Origin of the sequence: Hymenobacter psychrophilus (assembly GCF_900107135.1) — a bacterium.
In the GTDB taxonomy this organism is placed as follows: domain Bacteria; phylum Bacteroidota; class Bacteroidia; order Cytophagales; family Hymenobacteraceae; genus Hymenobacter; species Hymenobacter psychrophilus.
Genome location: NZ_FNOV01000009.1, coordinates 195,275 through 212,752, shown reverse-complemented (window position 1 = coordinate 212,752; position 17,478 = coordinate 195,275). Strand labels below are relative to the sequence as shown.

The window sequence follows — 17,478 nt, the reverse complement described above, 5'->3', positions numbered from 1 at the left end:
CTCTTCCCTTTTGTTCAGTTTGATTTTCAGCTTCCTTTATGGCGGATAAGATGGTTCCGATGCTGCCGGCCGACGTGCCGGCTTCCGAGGACCTGCTGCTCGACCTGCTCGACGTGTCGCAGACTGGCCTGATTCTGTTCCGCCCGGTATATAGCGCGGCGGGGGCAGTTATTGTCGATCTGGCCTACGAATACCTCAACCCCGCCGCCCAACGCATGCTGGCGCAGCCGGCCCGGCCCACCGAGTCGTTTCTGAGCCTGTACCCCCACTCCCTCCCGACCGGTATTTTCGCCTTCTACTGCGAAGCGTTCCGGACTCCGGGCACCCAGCAGCGCCAGTTCGACTACCGCTACGAAGACCTCGACGGCTACTATTACCTCTCGGCCCGCCGCCACGGCCCGCTGTTGCTCGTCAGCTTCACCGACACCAACGACGCGCCCCGCACCGCTATTGAGGAGGCCCTGCGCCAGAGCCAGCAGGCCGAGCAGCAGGCCCGGGCAGCGGCCGAAACCGAGCGCAACTTATTACAGGCGCTGCTGGCCCAGGCCCCCGTGGCCATCTGCCTCTACCAAGGTGAGGAGTGCGTAATTGGGGCGGCCAACGAGATGATGTGCGCCATTTGGGGCTACCCGGCCGCCGCAGTGCTGGGCCAGCCCATGCTGGAAGCTATGCCCGAACTGCGGGGCCAGGGCTTCGACGGGCAAATCCGGGAGGTGCTCCGGACCCGGGTGGCCTTCCGGGGGCAGGAGGTGCCGGCCCGGCTGCGCGATTCCAGGGGCAATTTGGAGACGCGCTTTTTCAACTTTACCTATCAGCCGCTATATGATTCGGCGGGTCCCGCGGGTGGGGTGTTGGGTATCGTAGCCATTGCCGTGGACGTAACCGAGCAGGTGCTCGCGCGCCAGCAGGTACAGCATCTCAACGAGGAGCTGGCTGCCGCCAACGAGGAACTGGCCGCCATCAATGAGGAGTTGTATGCCGCTAACGAGGAGTACCAGACCGCCAACGTGCGCCTGCTGGATGCCCAGCTGCAGCTGCAGCGCCTCAACGAAGAGCTGGACAGCCGGGTAACGCGGCGCACCGGGGAGGTGCAGCAGGCGCTGGCTGAGGCCGAGCACCAGCGCGGCCAGGCCCGGCTGCAGCAAGAGCTGCTGGGCCAGATTCTGGGCCAGGTACCGGCCATTATCGTCACGTTCAGCGGCCCCGAGCATCGCTTCACCTTCTTTAATGAGCATTACCAAGTGCTGGCCGGTGGGCGCGCCGTGCTGGGCAAGCCCTGGGCCGAATGCCTGCCTGAGGCGGTGCCCCAGGGTCTGGTAGCCATGGCAAACGGCGTATACAATACCGGCCAGCCGCTGGTTACCCGCGAAACGCCCGCCGAACTGGCCCACGAGCCCGGCCAGCAGCGCTACTTCGATATCACGGCGCAGCCCTTGTTCGATGCGCAGCAACAGGTACGGGGGGTGCAGGTATTTGCCATGGAAGTAAGCGAGCGGGTGCTGGCTCGCCACGAGCGGGAAAGCCGCCAGCGCGAGCTACAAGCCATTTTCGAGCAGGTGCCAGTGCCCATCGTGATTATGCGCGGCCCCGAGCTGCGGGTGGAACTGGCCAACTCGGCCATGAGTACCCTGTGGGGCCGCGACCCCGCCACCACCCTGGGCCGCCCCTACTTCGAGGCCGTACCCGATACAGCCGGCCAGGGCTTCGAAGAAATTCTGGCTGGAGTGATGGAAACCGGCGAAACCTTTTTCATCAATGAAAGTCCGGTTCAGCTCGACCGCGCCCACACCGGCCAACCGTGCTTAGGCTACTTCAACTTCGCTTTTCAGGCCCTGCACGACGGAACAGCAACCATTAGTGGGCTGGTGGCCATTGGCACCGAAGTAACCGACCAGGTGGTGGCCCGCCAGCAGGTGCAGGAGCTCAACGAGCGGCTGGCCGCCATCAACGAGGAAATGCAGGCCACCAACCAGCAACTGGCCGACTCCAACCACCGCCTCAGCCGCACCAACGCCGACCTTGATACGTTCGTGTATTCGGCCTCGCACGACCTAAAATCGCCCATTACCAACGTGGAGGGGCTGCTGCTGGCCCTGCGCGAGCACCTGCCCGCCGCGGCCCGCGCCCAGGAGCCCGTACCCCAACTCCTGACCATGATGGAAGACGCCGTGGCCCGCTTCCAACAGACACTGGTCCACCTCACCGACGTGTCGCGCCTGCAGCAAACCACCTTCGACCAGCCGCCCGAAGCCGTGGACCTGCCCGCGCTGGTAGAAGCCGTGCGCCTGGATATGGGCCCCGAGCTGGACGCGGCGGGCGCCCTGCTCGAAACCGAGCTCGACGGCTGCCCAACCGTGCGGTTCTCGGCTAAAAACCTGCGCTCGGTGGTATACAACCTGCTCAGCAACGCTATTAAGTACCGTATGCCCCTGCGCCCGCCGCACGTGCGGCTGCACTGCCGGCACGTGGGCCAGCAGGTGGTGCTGGAAGTACACGACAATGGCCTGGGCCTGAGCGAAACCCAGCGGCAGGAGCTGTTTCAGCTGTTTCGGCGGCTGCACAACCACGTACCGGGCTCGGGCGTGGGCCTGTACATGGTGAAGAAAATAGTGGAAAATTCCGGCGGCAGCATTGAAGTGCGTAGCGAGCCGGGCGTGGGCACCACGTTTACCGTATTTTTACCCGCCACCGAGTAGCGTCTTCCCCTACCTGTTCCCGGCCAGGCTGTGCCGCCCGAAGTAAGTTGCCCCACACCCAACCATCGCCAACAAGTCGTTATCAACCAGCAGCACAACCACCACCCAACCCTATGGAAAAACTACCGAGTATTCTGCTGATTGACGACGACCAGACCAACAACTTTCTCAACGAGCTGCTACTTAACAAACTGGAAGTAGCCGAGCGCGTGCTGGTAGCCGAAAGCGGCACCGCGGCCCTCGGCCTGCTGGCCCAAGGTACCCCCGACGCGCCCGCCCTCATCCTGCTCGATGTAAACATGCCCGGCATGAGCGGCATGCAGTTTTTGGAAGCCTACCAGCAACTGCCCGCCGAGCAGCGCGGCGCCACGGTGGTGGTCATGCTCACGACCACCATGGATGCGCGCGACCTGGTTCGCCTCGATGAGCTGTCTATTGCCGGTCTGGTCAGCAAACCCCTCACCAAAGAAAAAGTAAGCGACCTGCTGCAGCTGCACTTCCAGCGGCAACTGGGCGCTTAAAGGCCTTGTAGCCTAAAAATCTACGTCTATTCCCATCAGTCGCATAAGCTGGCTGGCATTGAACGAGCGGCAGACGCCGGGCGTAAGGTGGTAGTCGAAGCGCAGGGTGCCGTCGGGGTTGAGGTAGGAGTTGAAGCTGACGTTGCGCACGTGCGCGGGCAGGTCGGCTTCGAGGGCCGCCAGCTCCAGGTCGTGGGTGCTGATAAGGCCGCTGGCGGCTCGCTCGCGCAGCTGATACACCAGCGCCCGGGCCCCGCGGTGGCGGTCGGCCGAGTTGGTGCCCTTCAGAATCTCATCGAGCAGGTAGAACACCGGGATAGGGCTTCGGCCGTTGGTAGACGCCGCGGCGGTAGCGGCCGGCGAACCCGCTTTATCATCGGCTTTCAACTCTTCCTTCTCCGTCAAATCCAGCAGCAGGCGCAGGCGCTTGAGTTCGGCATAGAACGAGGAGGTGCTTTCGGCTAGGTTGTCGTGGCTGCGCATGGCGGTGAACACCTGGGCCGGGCCGCAACGGAAGGTAGCGGCCGCCACTACGGCGCCGGACTGGGCCAGCACCAGATTCAGGCCCACGGTGCGCAGAAAGGTGCTTTTGCCGGCCATATTCGAGCCCGTTACAATCACCGTCTGGCCCGGGCCGGTGGTGGCAAAATCGTTGCGCACGCCCTCGCCGCCAAACAGCAGCGGGTGGCCCAGCGCGGCGGCTTCCACCGTCAGGGCCGGGGCCGACAGGTCGGGTTCGATGAAAGCGGGATTGGCGGCCCGGAAAGCGGCCAGACTCACCAGCGCATCCAGCTCGGCGGCCGCTTCGAGCAGCGGCTCCAGGCCGCCCGTAATGCGCCGCTTCCAGCGTTCCAGCTGCCAGATACCCCACAAATCCCAGAGCAGCAACGTATTTAGCGCGCCCGCTACGGCCGGGTTCTGGCGGGCCGAAAACCAGCCGGCAATGTTGCTCAAACGCTTGAGCAGCCGGGCGGCGGCCGTGTTGCCGGTTTCATGCAGCGTGCGGTACAGCCGTTGCAGAGTCGGGCTCTGCCAGCTGCCGGCTTCGAAGTGCTCCAGCTGGTCGTGGGCGGCCCGCAGTGCGTCGCGCATGGTGGTAGCATGCTCGTAGTAGCGGGCCCGCACCTGGCCAAAAGCGCTGTTGAGCGCCACCGCCGGTAGCAGCAGCAACAGCCACTGCGCCCCGTAGCCGCCGAGCATCAGCACCACGCCCGCCAGCCCCAGCAGCGGCAGCAGCCCCAGCAGCGGCAGCACCCAGCCACGGCCGGCAAAAAAATCGGGTTCGCGCAGCCAGCCGGCAAACTGGCGCGGGTCGGTTTCCTGGCGCGGATAGTGGCGGGCGCGGGCCTGCCACTCCTGGTGCCAGGCTACGTTGGGGGCCAGCTCGGCGGCGGCCTGTTGCCGCTCGCGCACCGTTTCGGGCGCAGCCGGAGCCAGTAGCCAGCCCGCCAGCCAGTCTTGCCCTAGCCGCGAAGTGCTGCGGTTGAGGAGCTGAAACAGCGAGTGGTCGCCGAATACGTCGAGGTCGGCGGCGTAGGGGTGCTGGGCATCGAGGTAGCGGCGGCCGGGGTCGAAGCCGGCCAGCTCGCCGGCCAGCCGGGCCAGCTCGCCCTGGTTGATTTGCGCCAGCAGCCGATGATGCTCGCGGCGGTAGCCCACGGCCTCGTGCCAGCGCACCAGGCCAATAAATACCAGGTAGGCTGCCAGCGCCAGCCCCAGCGCGGCGGCGGTCTGGCCCGCGCTCAGCAGCAGCCACAAGCCGGCCAGGGCTACCCCAAACACGGCCAGCCGCACCAGCGCCACGGCCCGGTGCCGGCCGGCAAAATAGCTTTCCTGCGCCGTATGGTGCTTTAGGTTCTCCTGGAAAAGGTCGGCGGGGTTTGGGTTGAGCGGATGGTAAGCGGCAGAATCGGGCACGGCAGCGGCTACTGATGAAGCAGCGAAGGTAAGGACTACAGGTGCCTAGTAGGTGAAGATGACGTTATTGGAACCAAAGTATGATACGGCTGGATAGACCAGCTTCTGCCCTGTCGAGTCCAGATACGTGTCAGCGTATGCATTATCGGCATACACTTTAAGCTGAATTGGCGTGCCTGGCAGCAATCCGGCGGCGCGAAGCAGAGAGAAAGGAACCGCATCAATATATCGATTGTTCCCTATGTTCGTTTCTCCACCAACCGACAGCGAATAATTGAGCGGCGAAACCGGGCCGGATTGAAAGAACAGCCGGTGTCGACGGGGCGGCAACCCCGGAATATTCTCTGTACCAACCACACCTTGCACGTACACGGAATCCGCCCCTACTTTCACATAGGCACTGGCAATGGTATAAGATGGCCTAACCCCTAGCTTCACCAGGGGTACTTCCTGGCCTTTTTGCGGCAGGTAGTTTATCATCCGATACGTGCCGATATAGGTCTTGGCAAAGGTCAGGGTTTGTGCCCTGGATGCTCCTCTCACCTTATAACGGCCATCGGGGTCCGTCGCGGTGCTGTCTACGGCAGTTTTCACTTGTATCGATTCCGTACTTATTCCGCTGCCGGCAACCACCGGCGTTCCGAATTCCGTGACCAACTCTACTTTGCCCGTTAACACTACGGCCGGGGGTAGTTTTTCCTTTGTGCAGCCTCCAAGCAGACCTACGCAGGCCAGTAAGCCACTTAACTTGCTGTTGTTCATAATTCCGAAGTTTCGTAGCGGAAGGCCGATTTTAAAGGCTGATGGGGTCGGAAACTACGAAAGATTCTCTTGGCCCAAAGCCGGGCAGTGGCGGGAACTGTACAACAGAAGCCCGAACTTGGTCGGCGGATGGTTCAGTTATTGTAGCTCTACCTGCCCTCATTAATCCTTATTTTGCCCTTTTGCCCTAATGAACTACTACTTCCGATTCCTACTGCTGGGGCTGTTGAGCAACGGCATCCTCGCGCCGGCCGCGGCCCAGCAGAAGCTCAAGTACCCCAAGGCCCCACCCGCCAGCGAAATCTACGACGCGGTGGAGAAGCCTGCCCAGCCCGCCGGTGGCCTCGAAGCCTTTGGTCAGTACCTAGTAGAAAACCAGCAGTACCCCACCGCCGCCCTGCAGGCTGGGGCGCAGGGCACCGTTACGGTTACGTTCGTGATTGAAAGAACCGGCTCCATTTCCAACGTGGCCGTGGTCCAGCCCCTGCACCCGCTCCTGGATGTCGAGGCCATCCGGCTGATAAAGGCGGCCCCGCGCTGGACGCCCGCCCAGCACCGCGGCGGCGTGGTGCGCCAGCGCGTTACGGTCCCCATCAGCTTCCAGATTCCCGGCGACGCTCCGGCAGCTCCGGCCGCGGGCACCCCCGCCGCGCCGAGCACCGCTGGGGCCACCACCCAGGTGGTCAGTGCCGACCAGCCCGCCCGTCCCGTGGGCGGCACGGAGGCCTTTTTCGAGTGGATTCAGCAGAACCAGAAGTACCCGGCCTTGGCCCTTCAGCGCAAAGTAGAAGGCCGGGTAATGATGGAATTCATCATCGAAAAGGACGGCTCGCTCACTGGTATAAAGCCCATTAAGCCGCTGGGCTCGGGCCTCGATGAGGAGGCTGTCCGGCTGTTGAAGGCGGCGCCCAAGTGGGAGCCCGCCTTATATAAAGGGCAGCCGGTAAAGCAAAAGATGGTGCTGCCGGTTGTGTTCTCGTTGTAAGCCCGGCAGTAGTGCTGCCCGCTTAGAGTAAAACGTGCCCCCAAGCATCCGCCTGCCACCTGGCCGGCCGCCGGCCATCGGGCTATTTCCGTTACTTTCCCGTCGTTATGTTGTCGCCTTTGCCGCTGCTTTCTGCCCCGCCCGTTGCCTTTGGCACACCCTTGCCGTTGCCCGCCAGCCACCCTATCTGGCCCTATCAGGCGCGGTTCCGGCAGGCAGCCCAAACGGTGGCCAACGGCCTGTTCGATGCCCTCGACGAAGACCTCGACCCCTACGTGTATCTGCTGGCGCTACCCCTGACGGCCGTGGGGCGCACGCATAACGACCTGTACGCGGCGGCCGAGTTCGAGCCCGCCGACTCAGCGGTGCCCGCCCACCATTTTGCGCAGGTACTGGAGCGGGGCCAAGCCCTGCAGCAGGCCCAAAACTGGCAGCCATCCGACCCCGACCTCGAAAGCGAGGACATGCAGCGGCGCAAGCAGTTTGGCCGGGGCGTGCGCCTGGCCGTGCAGGAAGTGCTCGACGCCGCCGACAAGCGGCTGTCGTTTGCCGGTTGGCCGGCCCAGATCGGCCGTTTTGCGGTGATGCCCGTACTGCGGCTCAACCGCAAGGTGTACAACAGCTACCCTTCGCTGCAGCCCAACCGCTACTATACCGATGGTCGCCAGCTGCCCCACTCGCTTATTCAGGCAGCCATTCTGCGCTTCAACGAAGACTGCATTAAGTCGCTGACCGAACCCGAACCAGGCTCGGGGCTGCTTATCCGTCCCCGCGACTCCGACGAGATTATCCGCTCGGCGGGCAAGCTGTTTATGGACACGCCGGCCCAGGATATGGGCATGAATCCGGCGGCCACCAAGCTGTTTGCCACCTGCAACACCATCTCCTCGTTGCGCTACGAGGGGGCCGAGGGCGTGGGCAAGCTGCTACTGGCCCGCCGCGGCCACCCCAACCTCTCGGAGGTATTCGCCCTTACCTGCCCCACCCCGCTCACCGATTACCGGGCCGTGCGCAAGTTGCTCGAAATGACGACCTCCGACGTGAGCCTGCTGGCCGACGGCGAAAACGTGTACGCGCTGGGCCGGCAAATCGGCCAGTACGACGCTGCGCGGGAGGACTTGTTCGTTATCAGCTTTATTACCCACTACGCCTGGGAATTTCAGCACGGCGGACAGGTGCTTATGCGCGCCCACTATGGCAACCCCAGCCTGCCCCGCGCCCGCCTCAACCGCACCAAGTTCCGCCGCGACCTGCGCCGCACGTTTGAGCTCACCGATTCGGCCAAAGTGGAAAAGCTCTGGGACGTGGTGCTCGAAGCCAGCCGCCAGAAGCACGGCACGCTGCTCGTCATTACCACCGAAGCCCTGGCCGAAGCCGACCGCCTCAAGCTGCAGTGCACGCTCATCGAGCCCGTGCCGCTCACCCCGCTCATTACCCGCCTCGTCACGGCCATCGACGGCGCCGTGCTCCTCGATCCGGACGCTTTTTGTTACTCCATCGGCGTGATTTTGGATGGCAAGGCCACCGGCCGCGGCACCAGCACCCGCGGTGCCCGCTACAACTCGGCCATTCGCTACGTCGAAAGCAGCCCCTATCCCTGCCTGGCTATTGTGGTGAGCGAAGACGGCCTGATGGACGTCATCACCAAAGAAGGCGTGGTTAGTGAATAGTGAACAGTGGGGACGAAACCGGCTGTCATCCCGAGCGAAGCGAAGGACCTTGTTACGCTAAAACGAGTCGTTGTTACGGTAGTTTATACGTGATAAGGTCCTTCGCTCCGCTTAGGATGACAGCCGGTTTCGTTCCCCACTGTTCACTATTCACTACCATTCACCGCTTCGCCCGGAACGACCACGTAATCCGGAATACGGCTACCGTGTCGCCGGTTTCGTCGAGGCCGGTGCTGGTGGCCAGCACGGTGCGGCCCTCGCCGGTGGCCCGGCTCTCGGCCACGGCCTGGCCGATGGCCGCCCCGTCGGGGCAGGTGAAGCGGATGAGGCCCACCGCTTTCTTGGTGAAATCGGCCTCCAGGCCCACGACTAGCATGGAAACCGGCGCGCCGCTCTGTACGTGCATCATGGCCAATAGGCCACTGGCCATTTCGGCGGCCATGCTCAGGCAGGCAAAGTAGATACTCCGGAACGGATTCTGCGTCAGGTACTTGTAGGGCACCGTGATGGTGCAGTGCGTTGGCTGTACTTCGGCCACGCGCAGGCCGGCCAGGTAGGCCATCGGCAGCTTGCGCAGCATAAATAGCTTCAGCTTGAGCGGGTTGCTGATGTCGCGGCGGAATTTCTCCAGGCGGGCAGCATCGGGCGCGGCAACGGCTGCGGGGTGGTCGGGCATGGCGAATGGGTTTTCTACAAGAAACGAAAATTACTCGTCATGCCGACTAATTAAGCAACCGGCTACCCACATAACCATCGCCCGGCAAGAAGCCAGCGTTCAAGTAGTTGCCCCTGCTTTGAGCCGGAAGAGCTATTTCTTACGGTTACGAACCGGGGCAGGTGCCTTGCTGGGGGCAGCTTCCGAAGCAGCCGGCCGCACTACCAACTCCTGGTAACCAAAGGTGGGGTCGGTTTCGCGCCGGAAATCCAGGGCCGGCAGCTCACCGATAACCAGCTCGGCGGTGGTGTAGATACTGTTGCCATCGAGCAGATGCCCACCCAATGTGCGGCCCGTCGAGTCGGCTACGGACAGGTGCAGGTGGCTGCCATTGACGGAGAGCGTACCGACCAGCGACACGATTTCAAAGTGCCCCTGGTACACCGTAGGGCCCTCCTGGTTGGCCAGCCGGAGGGTGGTCGTCGTTAGGCTGCCAACCCCCGTCAGGATGCAGGCGGCCCGCAGATTATGGACCTGCGCGAAGGCCAGCAGCTCGCGCCGCAAATCCTGTCCCGGCCGCAGCCGCAGGGCATACGTGCGCAACGGCGACGAAACAGCAGCAGCAGCAGAGGTAACGGGCATAGCGGCGGGAGTAGTTTGCGCAACGGCAGCGGTGGTGGCAAGCAACAGGGCCGCCAGCAGCAGTCGGGACATAAGCAGGGAGGTTGTGAAAGTGGGGAAGCTACTCTTTTTGACGAAGACCGTCATTCTTCGCTACGCTCTGAATGACGGTTAACTTTTCAACTACTTCTTTTCGAGCACCAGCACGACTTTGTTGAAATTGGCCGCCGCATTCACCACGTTGCGGAAAGGCTGAAAATCGGCTTTGGGCCAATAAACCTGGCGGTAGTACTCGCGAATGGTGACGGTGACCTGCTGGCCCTGCTGCGCGTAGCCCGATTTGAACAGGAACTCGGGGCCGGCGGCAGTCGGGCCGGCCTGCACGTCCATGTTCAAATCGGCGAGGTTGCGTACCTGGTAGCCGGGCGGCAGCGTGAACGTGATGGTGCGGTTGTAGCGGCGGTTGAACTCGTTTTCCACATCGTACTGCCGTTCTTCGCTCTGGTACAGCTCCGACTGGGGCCCCAGCAGCGTTCCAATTTTGAACAGATACTTAGGGCCGGCCCGGTCGAGCAGCGCCACCGACTCCAGGGTAGCATCCACGATAAACGGCTTTTCCAGCGGGTTCAGGCCACTTTCACCATTCGTCACGGTTATTTTTTGGAAAACCCCATCGGGCACATTGCTTTTGATGATGCCTTCCAGTACTTCCTGCCGCTTATCGTCGGGTACGAAGGCCAGAAAGGGCTGGATGGGTTGCGCCGAGTAGCCCCCCAGGGTTTCGCGAATAATGACGGTACTCTTGTCGAGGCTGGGCGCGAACTGCACACTAATGTCGAGGTCGTTCGGGCTCTGGTCGGCAATGGTGGTCGGGATGTCGCCGATGGTGCCCACGGCCGTTTCGGTGGTACCCAGCTGCACGCGGCGCACAAACAGCCCTTTGTTGGCCGTCCACTCGGCCGGAATCAGGGGCAGGCGGTAATCGGCCCGGCCGGGGGCCAGCCACTGTTTGGTAGCGGGCAGGTAGAACGCCGGATGCTCGATGTAATTCCAGGTGTCGAAGGCCTCATCAAAGGGCGTTTCGGTGCGGTCGGTGGTCATCACCAGCTCATTGGCAATATTGAGCCGACTCAGCACTGCCGCAAACAAGCGGGCGGACCCCATTTCGGAGGCGGCGCGGGCGGCCAGCACATCCGTCAGCTTTTCGGGGCCACTTTCGGCCCCCAGCTGCAGGTTGGTTTTGAGGTAGTTTTCCAGGGCTGGCAGCGGCTGATTGGCCGGTAGCTTCAGTTGCTTCAGCAGTTTATCCACGGCTTTCAACTCGTCTTTATTCCACTGGTAAACCCGCTCGTAGAGGTAACGGCTGGCATCGGCCCAGGTGAAGGCGCGCTGGCGGCCCTGGCTGGCGCTGTAGGCCAGCTTGTACTCCAGGCGCTGGCGTTGGGCAGCGGCGTTGGCAAAGCCCTCCTCGCGTAGCGCCGGCACGTTGCGCAGCGAAAGACCGATAACGCGCTTACCGTTGCGAACGGTGTCGGGCAGCAGGCCGCCGGGGTAGCGGTACATTTCGAAGGTCAGGTTTTCGGGCGTGATGAGCTCTACCCGCAGGTCGCGCACCGGCGCTTCGCTTTGCAGATAAATGCGGCCGAAATACTGCGCGGGCCGCTCGCGGACAAACAGGTACTCGATTTCACTGCCCTTCTCCACGCCATCCACCGCAAATACCTTGAAACCGCGGCCGCCATCTTCATCCTTGAGCTCCTTCATATTGCTCTCAGCCACATCCACAATTACGCCCCGGGGGCTAATGGTGCGGGCCTTAAGCTGCACAATGCGGCCGTTTTCCTGCGCGGGCAGGTAAATTTTGTTGAACCGCTCGATACCATCGGAGGAGTTCACGCGCACGATGCGGTGGTCGACCGAGTACAGGCGCAATTCCTGCCGGGCATCGAGGGCCAGCTCTTCGGCCCGGAAGTCGCGCAGCACCACGGCGGGCTGCTGGGCCTCGGCAGCCGTAAGGGTGGCGGGTTTGCGCCTGGCCTCCCAGTCGTAGCGGGCGTGGGTGAGGGCGGCGGGCAGGGCCTGCGCGTGCAGGAGCGCAGGCAGGAGCAGCAGCGCCAGTACCAGTGCCAGCAAGCGGCTGGCGGGGCTATACAGGTTCTTCACGAAGAGGGAAATGGAAAATGGTTCTATGCCGAACCTGGTTCCCAGGGCTAAAGCCCTGGGCTATTTAGCGGTTCATTTAGTTCCGTAGCCCAGGGCTTTAGCCCTGGGACTACTGGGGGTAGCTGGCAACTGAAATCAAGCCTTTTTGCGCTTGAGGATGATGGCGTCGCGGTAAGCGGCGTTGAGCTGGTCGACCACAGTGTTCCACTGGCTGAAACGAGCGGGCTCCAGCAGCAGGTAATCCACGTAGATTTCCTTCTGCTGAATGATTTTATTGCCCTGCCGCGAGTAGCGGATAGTGAAGCCCAGCATATCGGCGCGGCCCTCGGCGTTGGGCGGCAGGTAGGCCACCTCGTAGCCCTCGGGCACCTCGAACTCGGTGCGGAACAAGTTGGTCTGGTGGTAGTCGTTGACGCGGGCCAGGGTGCGCTTGGCGGGGTCGAGGCGGTCGGCGGCGTAGCGCTGGTCGAGGTTGAGGTTGACGTACACCTCATCGTCGAGCCGCTGCACGTAGTCCTGCAGGCGGTAGTCGTAGTCCACGGTCAGGGGCTGGTCGCGGGCGTCGAGGCTATGCACGGCGTACTGGTCGATAAAGAACTTGTTGTTGCCGCGCTCCAGCAGGCCTTTCACCACCTTGGCTTCCTCGGCGGGGTTGAGGCCGTCGAGGGCGTAGCTCTGGTTGACTTTGGCATAGCCGCTCAGTTGCAGCTGGCCGCGGCCGCGCAGGCCGGCGGCCCCATCGAGCACCACCACCGAGCTATCGACGGTGCGGCTGCGCTGGCGCGCCATTACGGGCACGGGCACCACCCGGCTGTGCTCGCCATCGAGCGCCAGCAGCGCATCCTTGCCCTGAATCATGGATGAAGGCATACCGTAGGGCGTGTACTTGCTGGTGGCATCGAGAAACACGTACTGGCCGGGGCGGGGCTCGTAGGTGGTAATCATGTGGTTATCGACGCCGGGCGTGGCCAAATCGGCGTAGCGGTAGGGCAGGTCGCGGGTGCCAATCCAGGTGCGGTATGATTTCACACCGGCCAGCCGCAGCATCTCGTGGAGCAGGTTGGCCATGTCCTTGCAGTCGCCGTAGCGGCTGGCGTACACCCGGCCGGCATCGTGCGGAATAAAGCCGCGCAGGCCGTTTTCGAAGGCGATGTAGCGCACGTGGTCCTGCACCCAGTAGTAGATGCGGGCCACCTTTTCGGGCTCGGTGCGCGCCCCAGCCGTGAGTGAGTCCACGACCTGGCGCAGGGCCGGGCTTTCCTGTTTGTCGAGGTTTTTCACGAAGCCCGCGTACAGGTTATACAGCTCGGGCACGCCGCCCAGCAGCCGGCGCGGCTGCCCGTTTACCTGCGCTTCCTCCACAAAATACACCAGGTGGGGCAGGTAGTATAGCAGCTCGGGCCCATCCGTTTCGTTGGGCATGGCCGGCAGGTTGTCGGCGGCCCAGCGGTGAATCACGTTAGCGCCCTTCTCCTGGCGGGTGTAGGTGACTTTACCGGCCGGAATGTTGAACTGCTTGGTGTTGAGGCGCACTGTGCGCGGGGCCGTAATGACGAGCTCGGCGTGCAGCATGGGCACGTGGCTGGCAAACTGGAAGGGCAGCAGAAACCGGGCGTCGGAGTGGCGCACGGTATAATCGGACACGGTGCGCACGCCGGGCACCACGGCCGGGTAGCCGAACTTCACTACCCGCACATCATCAAAGAAAATGCCCGGCCGGATATCAAACCGGTCCTTGAACTCGGTGACCTTGATGGCCTTGTAGCCGTTGCCGGCGGGCACCAGCGTGCGGGCCTCAATACTCTGGAGGCGGTTGAAATGGGAGCTGTAGACCTGGTCGGGCGCGTACATGGCCGACTGCGGCCCCAGATGCAGCATGTCGTAGTGGTGGCGGGCCAGCACCTGCACCGAGTCGCCTTTTACCTCCACCGTCAGCTCCTGCCGGTAGTCGAGGAACACGGCTTTTTCGGCGGGGTACTGCTGCCGGAGCTGGGCCAGCTGCGCCCCCGGATTCTGGGCCCACGCTGGCAGACTCAGCAGTAGCAGCAGCCAGAACGCCGGGGTGCGGCGGCTCGTTTTAGCGGCTTCCATAGAGGTAGGTATTCCAGTAGTTATCGGTGCGCAGGGGCTTCTTGCCCTGCGCATCATAGTACACCGTAGGGCCGGCCTTCTCGCCGCAGCGGTAGGTTTCCTCGCGTTCCAGGGTGCCATCGGGCCGGAAGTAGCGGGCGCGGCCGTGCAGTTCGTCGAAACGGTAGGGCTCCTCTTCCTGCACTTTACCGCTGGGGTAATAGGTAACTACTGCGCCATGCAGCTGGCCGTCGGCGTTATTTTCGAGGCGGCGGTATACCTGGCCCGAGCTGTAGTAGTAAGTGCGCGGTCCGGTCAGTTTCCCTTTCTGATACGTTTCGGTGGTCGCGGGTTTACCGTTGGCGAAGCGGATGCTGATATCCCCGGCGGGCTGGAGTGTGCCGGCCGGCGCACCGGGCCCACGGTAGCCGAGCAGCTCGCCGTTTTCGTACATTTTCTCCAGCAGCAGCTCGCCGCTCATGTTGTACACGCGCAACGACCCGTCGAGCTCGTTGTTGGTGTAATGGTCTACCCGCTCGGGCTGGCCGTTTTCAAAGAACACCTGCACCTCCCCTTCGCGCTGGCCGGCGCGGTAGCTCGCCTTGGTGTTCACTTTGCCCGAAGGGAAAAACGTAATCCACTCGCCCTCGGGCTGGCCGTTGCGGTACTGGCCCTGCTCCACCAGCTGGCCCGTGAGGGGGTGGTAGCGGCGGTACAGCCCCTCGCGCTTGCCCTGGTACAAGGTCGTGCTGATTTCGGTTTTACCGTTGGGCAGCAGCCATTTTTCGTCGCCCTGATACTGGTAACAGAGCCAGCCGCTGGCAATGCGGGGCTGGCCGCCGGGGTAGCGCAGCGTCAGCGCCTTGGTATCGGGCTCAATGGCGATGCGGTCGAGCACCTGCCCCGTCGAATCGAACGAAACGACACTCAGAGGCCGGTTGAACTGCAGCCACCGCTCCTGGGTGAGCTTTCCGCCGGGCGTGTAGTCGCGGGAGTAGCCGTGCAGATCTTCGCCATCCAGGTTGTATTCCTGGCTGAGCTGGCCCGTAGCATAGTATTCCTGCCAGGTACCGCGCTGTTCGCCGCCCTGGTAGTAGCCGGTGCGCCGGAGCTGGCCGTGGCCGAAAAACTGCTCGTACAAACCTTCCAGCACACCGGCCTGGTAATTGGCGCGCTGCTGCAGGCGACCGGTGCTGGTGTAGAGCTCCTCGCCCCCTTCCTGCTTGCCCTGCTGGTAGCGGCGCACGGCGCTCAGGCTGCCGTCGCGGCGGTACCAGCGCCACTCGCCGTTCAGTTTGCCATCGACATAAGAGCCGGTTACCCACGGTTTGCCATCGGGGTACTGCCCTTTGATGCTGGCCGGCCCCTTTGAAGCCACTGCATTCTGAATAAGCGGCTTGCCTACGGCATCAAAGTACGTTATGCGGGTTGCGCGGCCCTGCGTGTAATTAAACTCCGTACTGAGGCGGCCCTGGGCATCATAATCTTTGTAAATACCCTGCAGCTCGCCGGTAGCGGGGTCAAAGCTTCGGTCTTCGCTGGGCTTGCCGGAGGTGTAAAAAGTCTGCCAGCGGCCCACCTGCCGGCCTTTGTCGTAGCGGCCGGAATTGGCCAGCTGCCCGTTGGCGTGGAAATCCTGGTAGTCGCCGTGCAACTCGCCCTGCTCGTAGCCGCCCTTGCGCTCCAGCTGGCCGGTGGTGTAAAACACCTCAAACGGCCCCTGGCGCTGGTCGGCCACGTAGCCGAACTTGGTTTCTACCTTGCCATCGGGGTAGTAATTCACAGAGGGGCCTTCCAGCTTATCGGAGCGGTATATGGCCCGGCGCTGCAGCTTGCCGTCGGGGTAGTAGTACAGCGCTTCGCCATTGATGTCGCCGTTTTCGTAGGGTTCCACCCCGCTCAGCGCACCGCAGTAGTGGTATTTGTTCACCTTGCCCACAATGGCACCGGCCTGGTAAGTGCCTTCCACCATGCGCGCGCCATTGCTGAAATACTCCACGTAGCGGCCGTCGAACTTACCCTCGGCAGTGTAGTTCACCTCTTTCTGCAGGCGGCTGTTGGCATGGTACTCGCGCCAGGGCCCCACCGGCTTATCGGCCGCGTAGGTGCCTTCCTCCGTCACGCAGCCGGCTCCGTCAATTGTCAGCCAGGGGCCACGGCGGTTGGCCAGCGTGCCGCTCTGGTTGTCGGCTTCGCCGATGGCCACCAAGTCGCCGTCGGAAAACCAGCCCGGGCGGTAGGTACCGGCGGGCTGCCCGGCCACCTGCTGCCGGGCGCGCAGGCTCAGCAGCGCGCTACCGACGGCTTCGCTCATTTGAGCCACCTTTTTCTTGTTGGCATCTACCCACTTAGCCGCCCGCTTGTCATCGGCCGAATACAGGATCAGGTAGGTGAAGGCCGTCAGGTTATCGTCGCGGCGCAGGGCCTCCACAATGGGGCCATAGGCGCGCAGCCAAAGGTCGGTTTCGTTGGGGCCGGCCGCCGGAAACTTCTCTATCAGCAGCTGCGCCTGCTTTACGATGCTGGCATCAAATTTCACCTTGGATGTGTATTCTTTGCGCAGGGCTACACGGGAAGTCAGCAACAGGTCGAGTTCCTGAAACGCCTGGTTGGGTACGAAGGGCTTTTCGCGGTCCTTCTCCTCGACTTCCATCACGCCAGCGGCAATCTTTTCGGCCAACGACAGCACCTGCAAGCTGCTTTCGGCACCGGGCTCCAGCGCCAGGTAGGTCAGCAGGCTGATAAGGGCGCGGGCCGTCTGGCCCTGTTCCAGGGCCAGCCAGGCCAGCTGGTAGTGTGTGGCTTCGTGCAGCGGGTTTAGCTCCAAACTGCGCTGCCAGCTCAGCAGCGCCTCGGGCCGGCGCTTAAGCATGTCCAGGCTCACGCCCTGGTTGAAGTACAGGGGCTGGTTGTAGGGAAAGCGCCGCAGCCCGTCGGAATATGCCTGCAGGGCAGCGGCCTCATTCTTGAAGCTTTCCTCGGCATCGGCCAGCACCAGGTAGGGCTGGGCGCTGTGCTGGCGCAACGCAATGGCGCGCCGGCTGGTGGCAGCGGCCTCCGTAAACTGCTTGTTACGCAGGTAAGCCACCGATAAGTCGCCCAGCGTGCTCACGTAGCCCGAGTCGGAGGAAGGCACCAGCAGATACTCGCGGATGGCGCCGGCGTAGTCGCCCTTCTCAAACAGCGGTCCGGCCAGTTCGGTGGCCCGGGCAGCAGTGGGGAGGGTGGTAACGGGCCGGTTGGCGGCGGTAGAGGTGGCAGGCTGCTGAGCCAGCGCCATACCGGCGCTGCCGGTCCAGAGGCCCAGACACAGGCCGTACGTAGAAATGCGCATCAAGTATACCAGATAGAACACCTCATTGGCCCGACCGCCCCTGCGGTCTGCCGTTGATAGTTCCACAAGTATACTGGATTGGGC

Annotated in this window: 11 protein-coding genes; 4 read left to right on the top strand and 7 right to left on the bottom strand. The window is 62.9% G+C overall.

Going from position 1 to position 17,478, the window contains the following annotated elements; translation table 11 throughout:
* The first annotated feature begins 38 nt into the window (after positions 1-38).
* Together BLW21_RS14845 and BLW21_RS14840 are read left to right on the top strand one after the other, a co-directional pair.
* Positions 39-2,696 (top strand): PAS domain-containing sensor histidine kinase, encoded by a 2,658-nt coding sequence (locus BLW21_RS14845; protein WP_092741411.1) that lies wholly within the window; start codon positions 39-41, stop codon positions 2,694-2,696.
* Between the two features lie 113 nt (positions 2,697-2,809).
* Entirely contained in the window at positions 2,810-3,217 is a 408-nt protein-coding gene (locus BLW21_RS14840) for a response regulator (protein WP_092741409.1), read from the top strand.
* Between the two features lie 12 nt (positions 3,218-3,229).
* Here the strand turns inward: BLW21_RS14840 and BLW21_RS14835 are convergent, their stop codons facing one another.
* Positions 3,230-5,134, bottom strand: a complete 1,905-nt coding sequence (locus BLW21_RS14835; RefSeq protein WP_092741407.1) for a MutS-related protein — start codon at positions 5,132-5,134, stop codon at positions 3,230-3,232.
* A gap of 45 nt (positions 5,135-5,179) precedes the next feature.
* A complete protein-coding gene (locus BLW21_RS14830; RefSeq protein ID WP_092741405.1) occupies positions 5,180-5,896 on the bottom strand; it encodes a hypothetical protein in 717 nt (238 codons plus the stop codon).
* Between the two features lie 190 nt (positions 5,897-6,086).
* Here BLW21_RS14830 and BLW21_RS14825 point away from each other — a divergent pair, with 190 nt between their 5' ends.
* On the top strand, positions 6,087-6,881 hold the full coding sequence (locus tag BLW21_RS14825) for an energy transducer TonB (protein WP_092741403.1): 795 nt from the start codon (positions 6,087-6,089) through the stop codon (positions 6,879-6,881).
* Positions 6,882-6,988: 107 nt separating this feature from the next.
* A complete protein-coding gene (locus tag BLW21_RS14820; protein WP_092741401.1) occupies positions 6,989-8,551 on the top strand; it encodes a DNA integrity scanning protein DisA nucleotide-binding domain protein in 1,563 nt (520 codons plus the stop codon).
* Between the two features lie 160 nt (positions 8,552-8,711).
* Here the strand turns inward: BLW21_RS14820 and BLW21_RS14815 are convergent, their stop codons facing one another.
* The 5 genes from BLW21_RS14815 to BLW21_RS21220 form a co-directional block, all read right to left on the bottom strand.
* The gene (locus tag BLW21_RS14815) at positions 8,712-9,227 is read right to left on the bottom strand and encodes a DUF4442 domain-containing protein (protein ID WP_092741399.1); all 516 of its coding nucleotides are present in this window, start codon (positions 9,225-9,227) and stop codon (positions 8,712-8,714) included.
* A 132-nt stretch (positions 9,228-9,359) separates the two neighbouring features.
* The gene (locus tag BLW21_RS14810) at positions 9,360-9,920 is read right to left on the bottom strand and encodes a PPC domain-containing DNA-binding protein (RefSeq protein ID WP_092741489.1); all 561 of its coding nucleotides are present in this window, start codon (positions 9,918-9,920) and stop codon (positions 9,360-9,362) included.
* Positions 9,921-10,010: 90 nt separating this feature from the next.
* On the bottom strand, positions 10,011-11,990 hold the full coding sequence (locus BLW21_RS14805) for a DUF3857 domain-containing protein (protein WP_175470987.1): 1,980 nt from the start codon (positions 11,988-11,990) through the stop codon (positions 10,011-10,013).
* A gap of 135 nt (positions 11,991-12,125) precedes the next feature.
* Entirely contained in the window at positions 12,126-14,081 is a 1,956-nt protein-coding gene (locus tag BLW21_RS14800) for a DUF3857 domain-containing protein (RefSeq protein ID WP_175470986.1), read from the bottom strand.
* Positions 14,068-17,394, bottom strand: coding sequence for a hypothetical protein (locus tag BLW21_RS21220; RefSeq protein WP_139255229.1), 3,327 nt, complete (start codon positions 17,392-17,394; stop codon positions 14,068-14,070). The genes BLW21_RS14800 and BLW21_RS21220 overlap by 14 nt, the downstream gene beginning before the upstream one ends.
* Between the last annotated feature and the right edge of the window lie 84 nt (positions 17,395-17,478).

Excerpts from the sequence above, each read along its gene's own strand:
- BLW21_RS14845 (WP_092741411.1), top strand. The coding sequence starts at position 39 with ATGGCGGATAAGATGGTTCCGATGCTGCCGGCCGACGTGCCGGCTTCC.
- BLW21_RS14840 (WP_092741409.1), top strand. The coding sequence starts at position 2,810 with ATGGAAAAACTACCGAGTATTCTGCTGATTGACGACGACCAGACCAAC.
- BLW21_RS14830 (WP_092741405.1), bottom strand. The coding sequence starts at position 5,896 with ATGAACAACAGCAAGTTAAGTGGCTTACTGGCCTGCGTAGGTCTGCTT.
- BLW21_RS14825 (WP_092741403.1), top strand. The coding sequence starts at position 6,087 with ATGAACTACTACTTCCGATTCCTACTGCTGGGGCTGTTGAGCAACGGC.
- BLW21_RS14820 (WP_092741401.1), top strand. The coding sequence starts at position 6,989 with ATGTTGTCGCCTTTGCCGCTGCTTTCTGCCCCGCCCGTTGCCTTTGGC.
- BLW21_RS14815 (WP_092741399.1), bottom strand. The coding sequence starts at position 9,227 with ATGCCCGACCACCCCGCAGCCGTTGCCGCGCCCGATGCTGCCCGCCTG.
- BLW21_RS14810 (WP_092741489.1), bottom strand. The coding sequence starts at position 9,920 with ATGTCCCGACTGCTGCTGGCGGCCCTGTTGCTTGCCACCACCGCTGCC.
- BLW21_RS14800 (WP_175470986.1), bottom strand. The coding sequence starts at position 14,081 with ATGGAAGCCGCTAAAACGAGCCGCCGCACCCCGGCGTTCTGGCTGCTG.
- BLW21_RS21220 (WP_139255229.1), bottom strand. The coding sequence starts at position 17,394 with ATGCGCATTTCTACGTACGGCCTGTGTCTGGGCCTCTGGACCGGCAGC.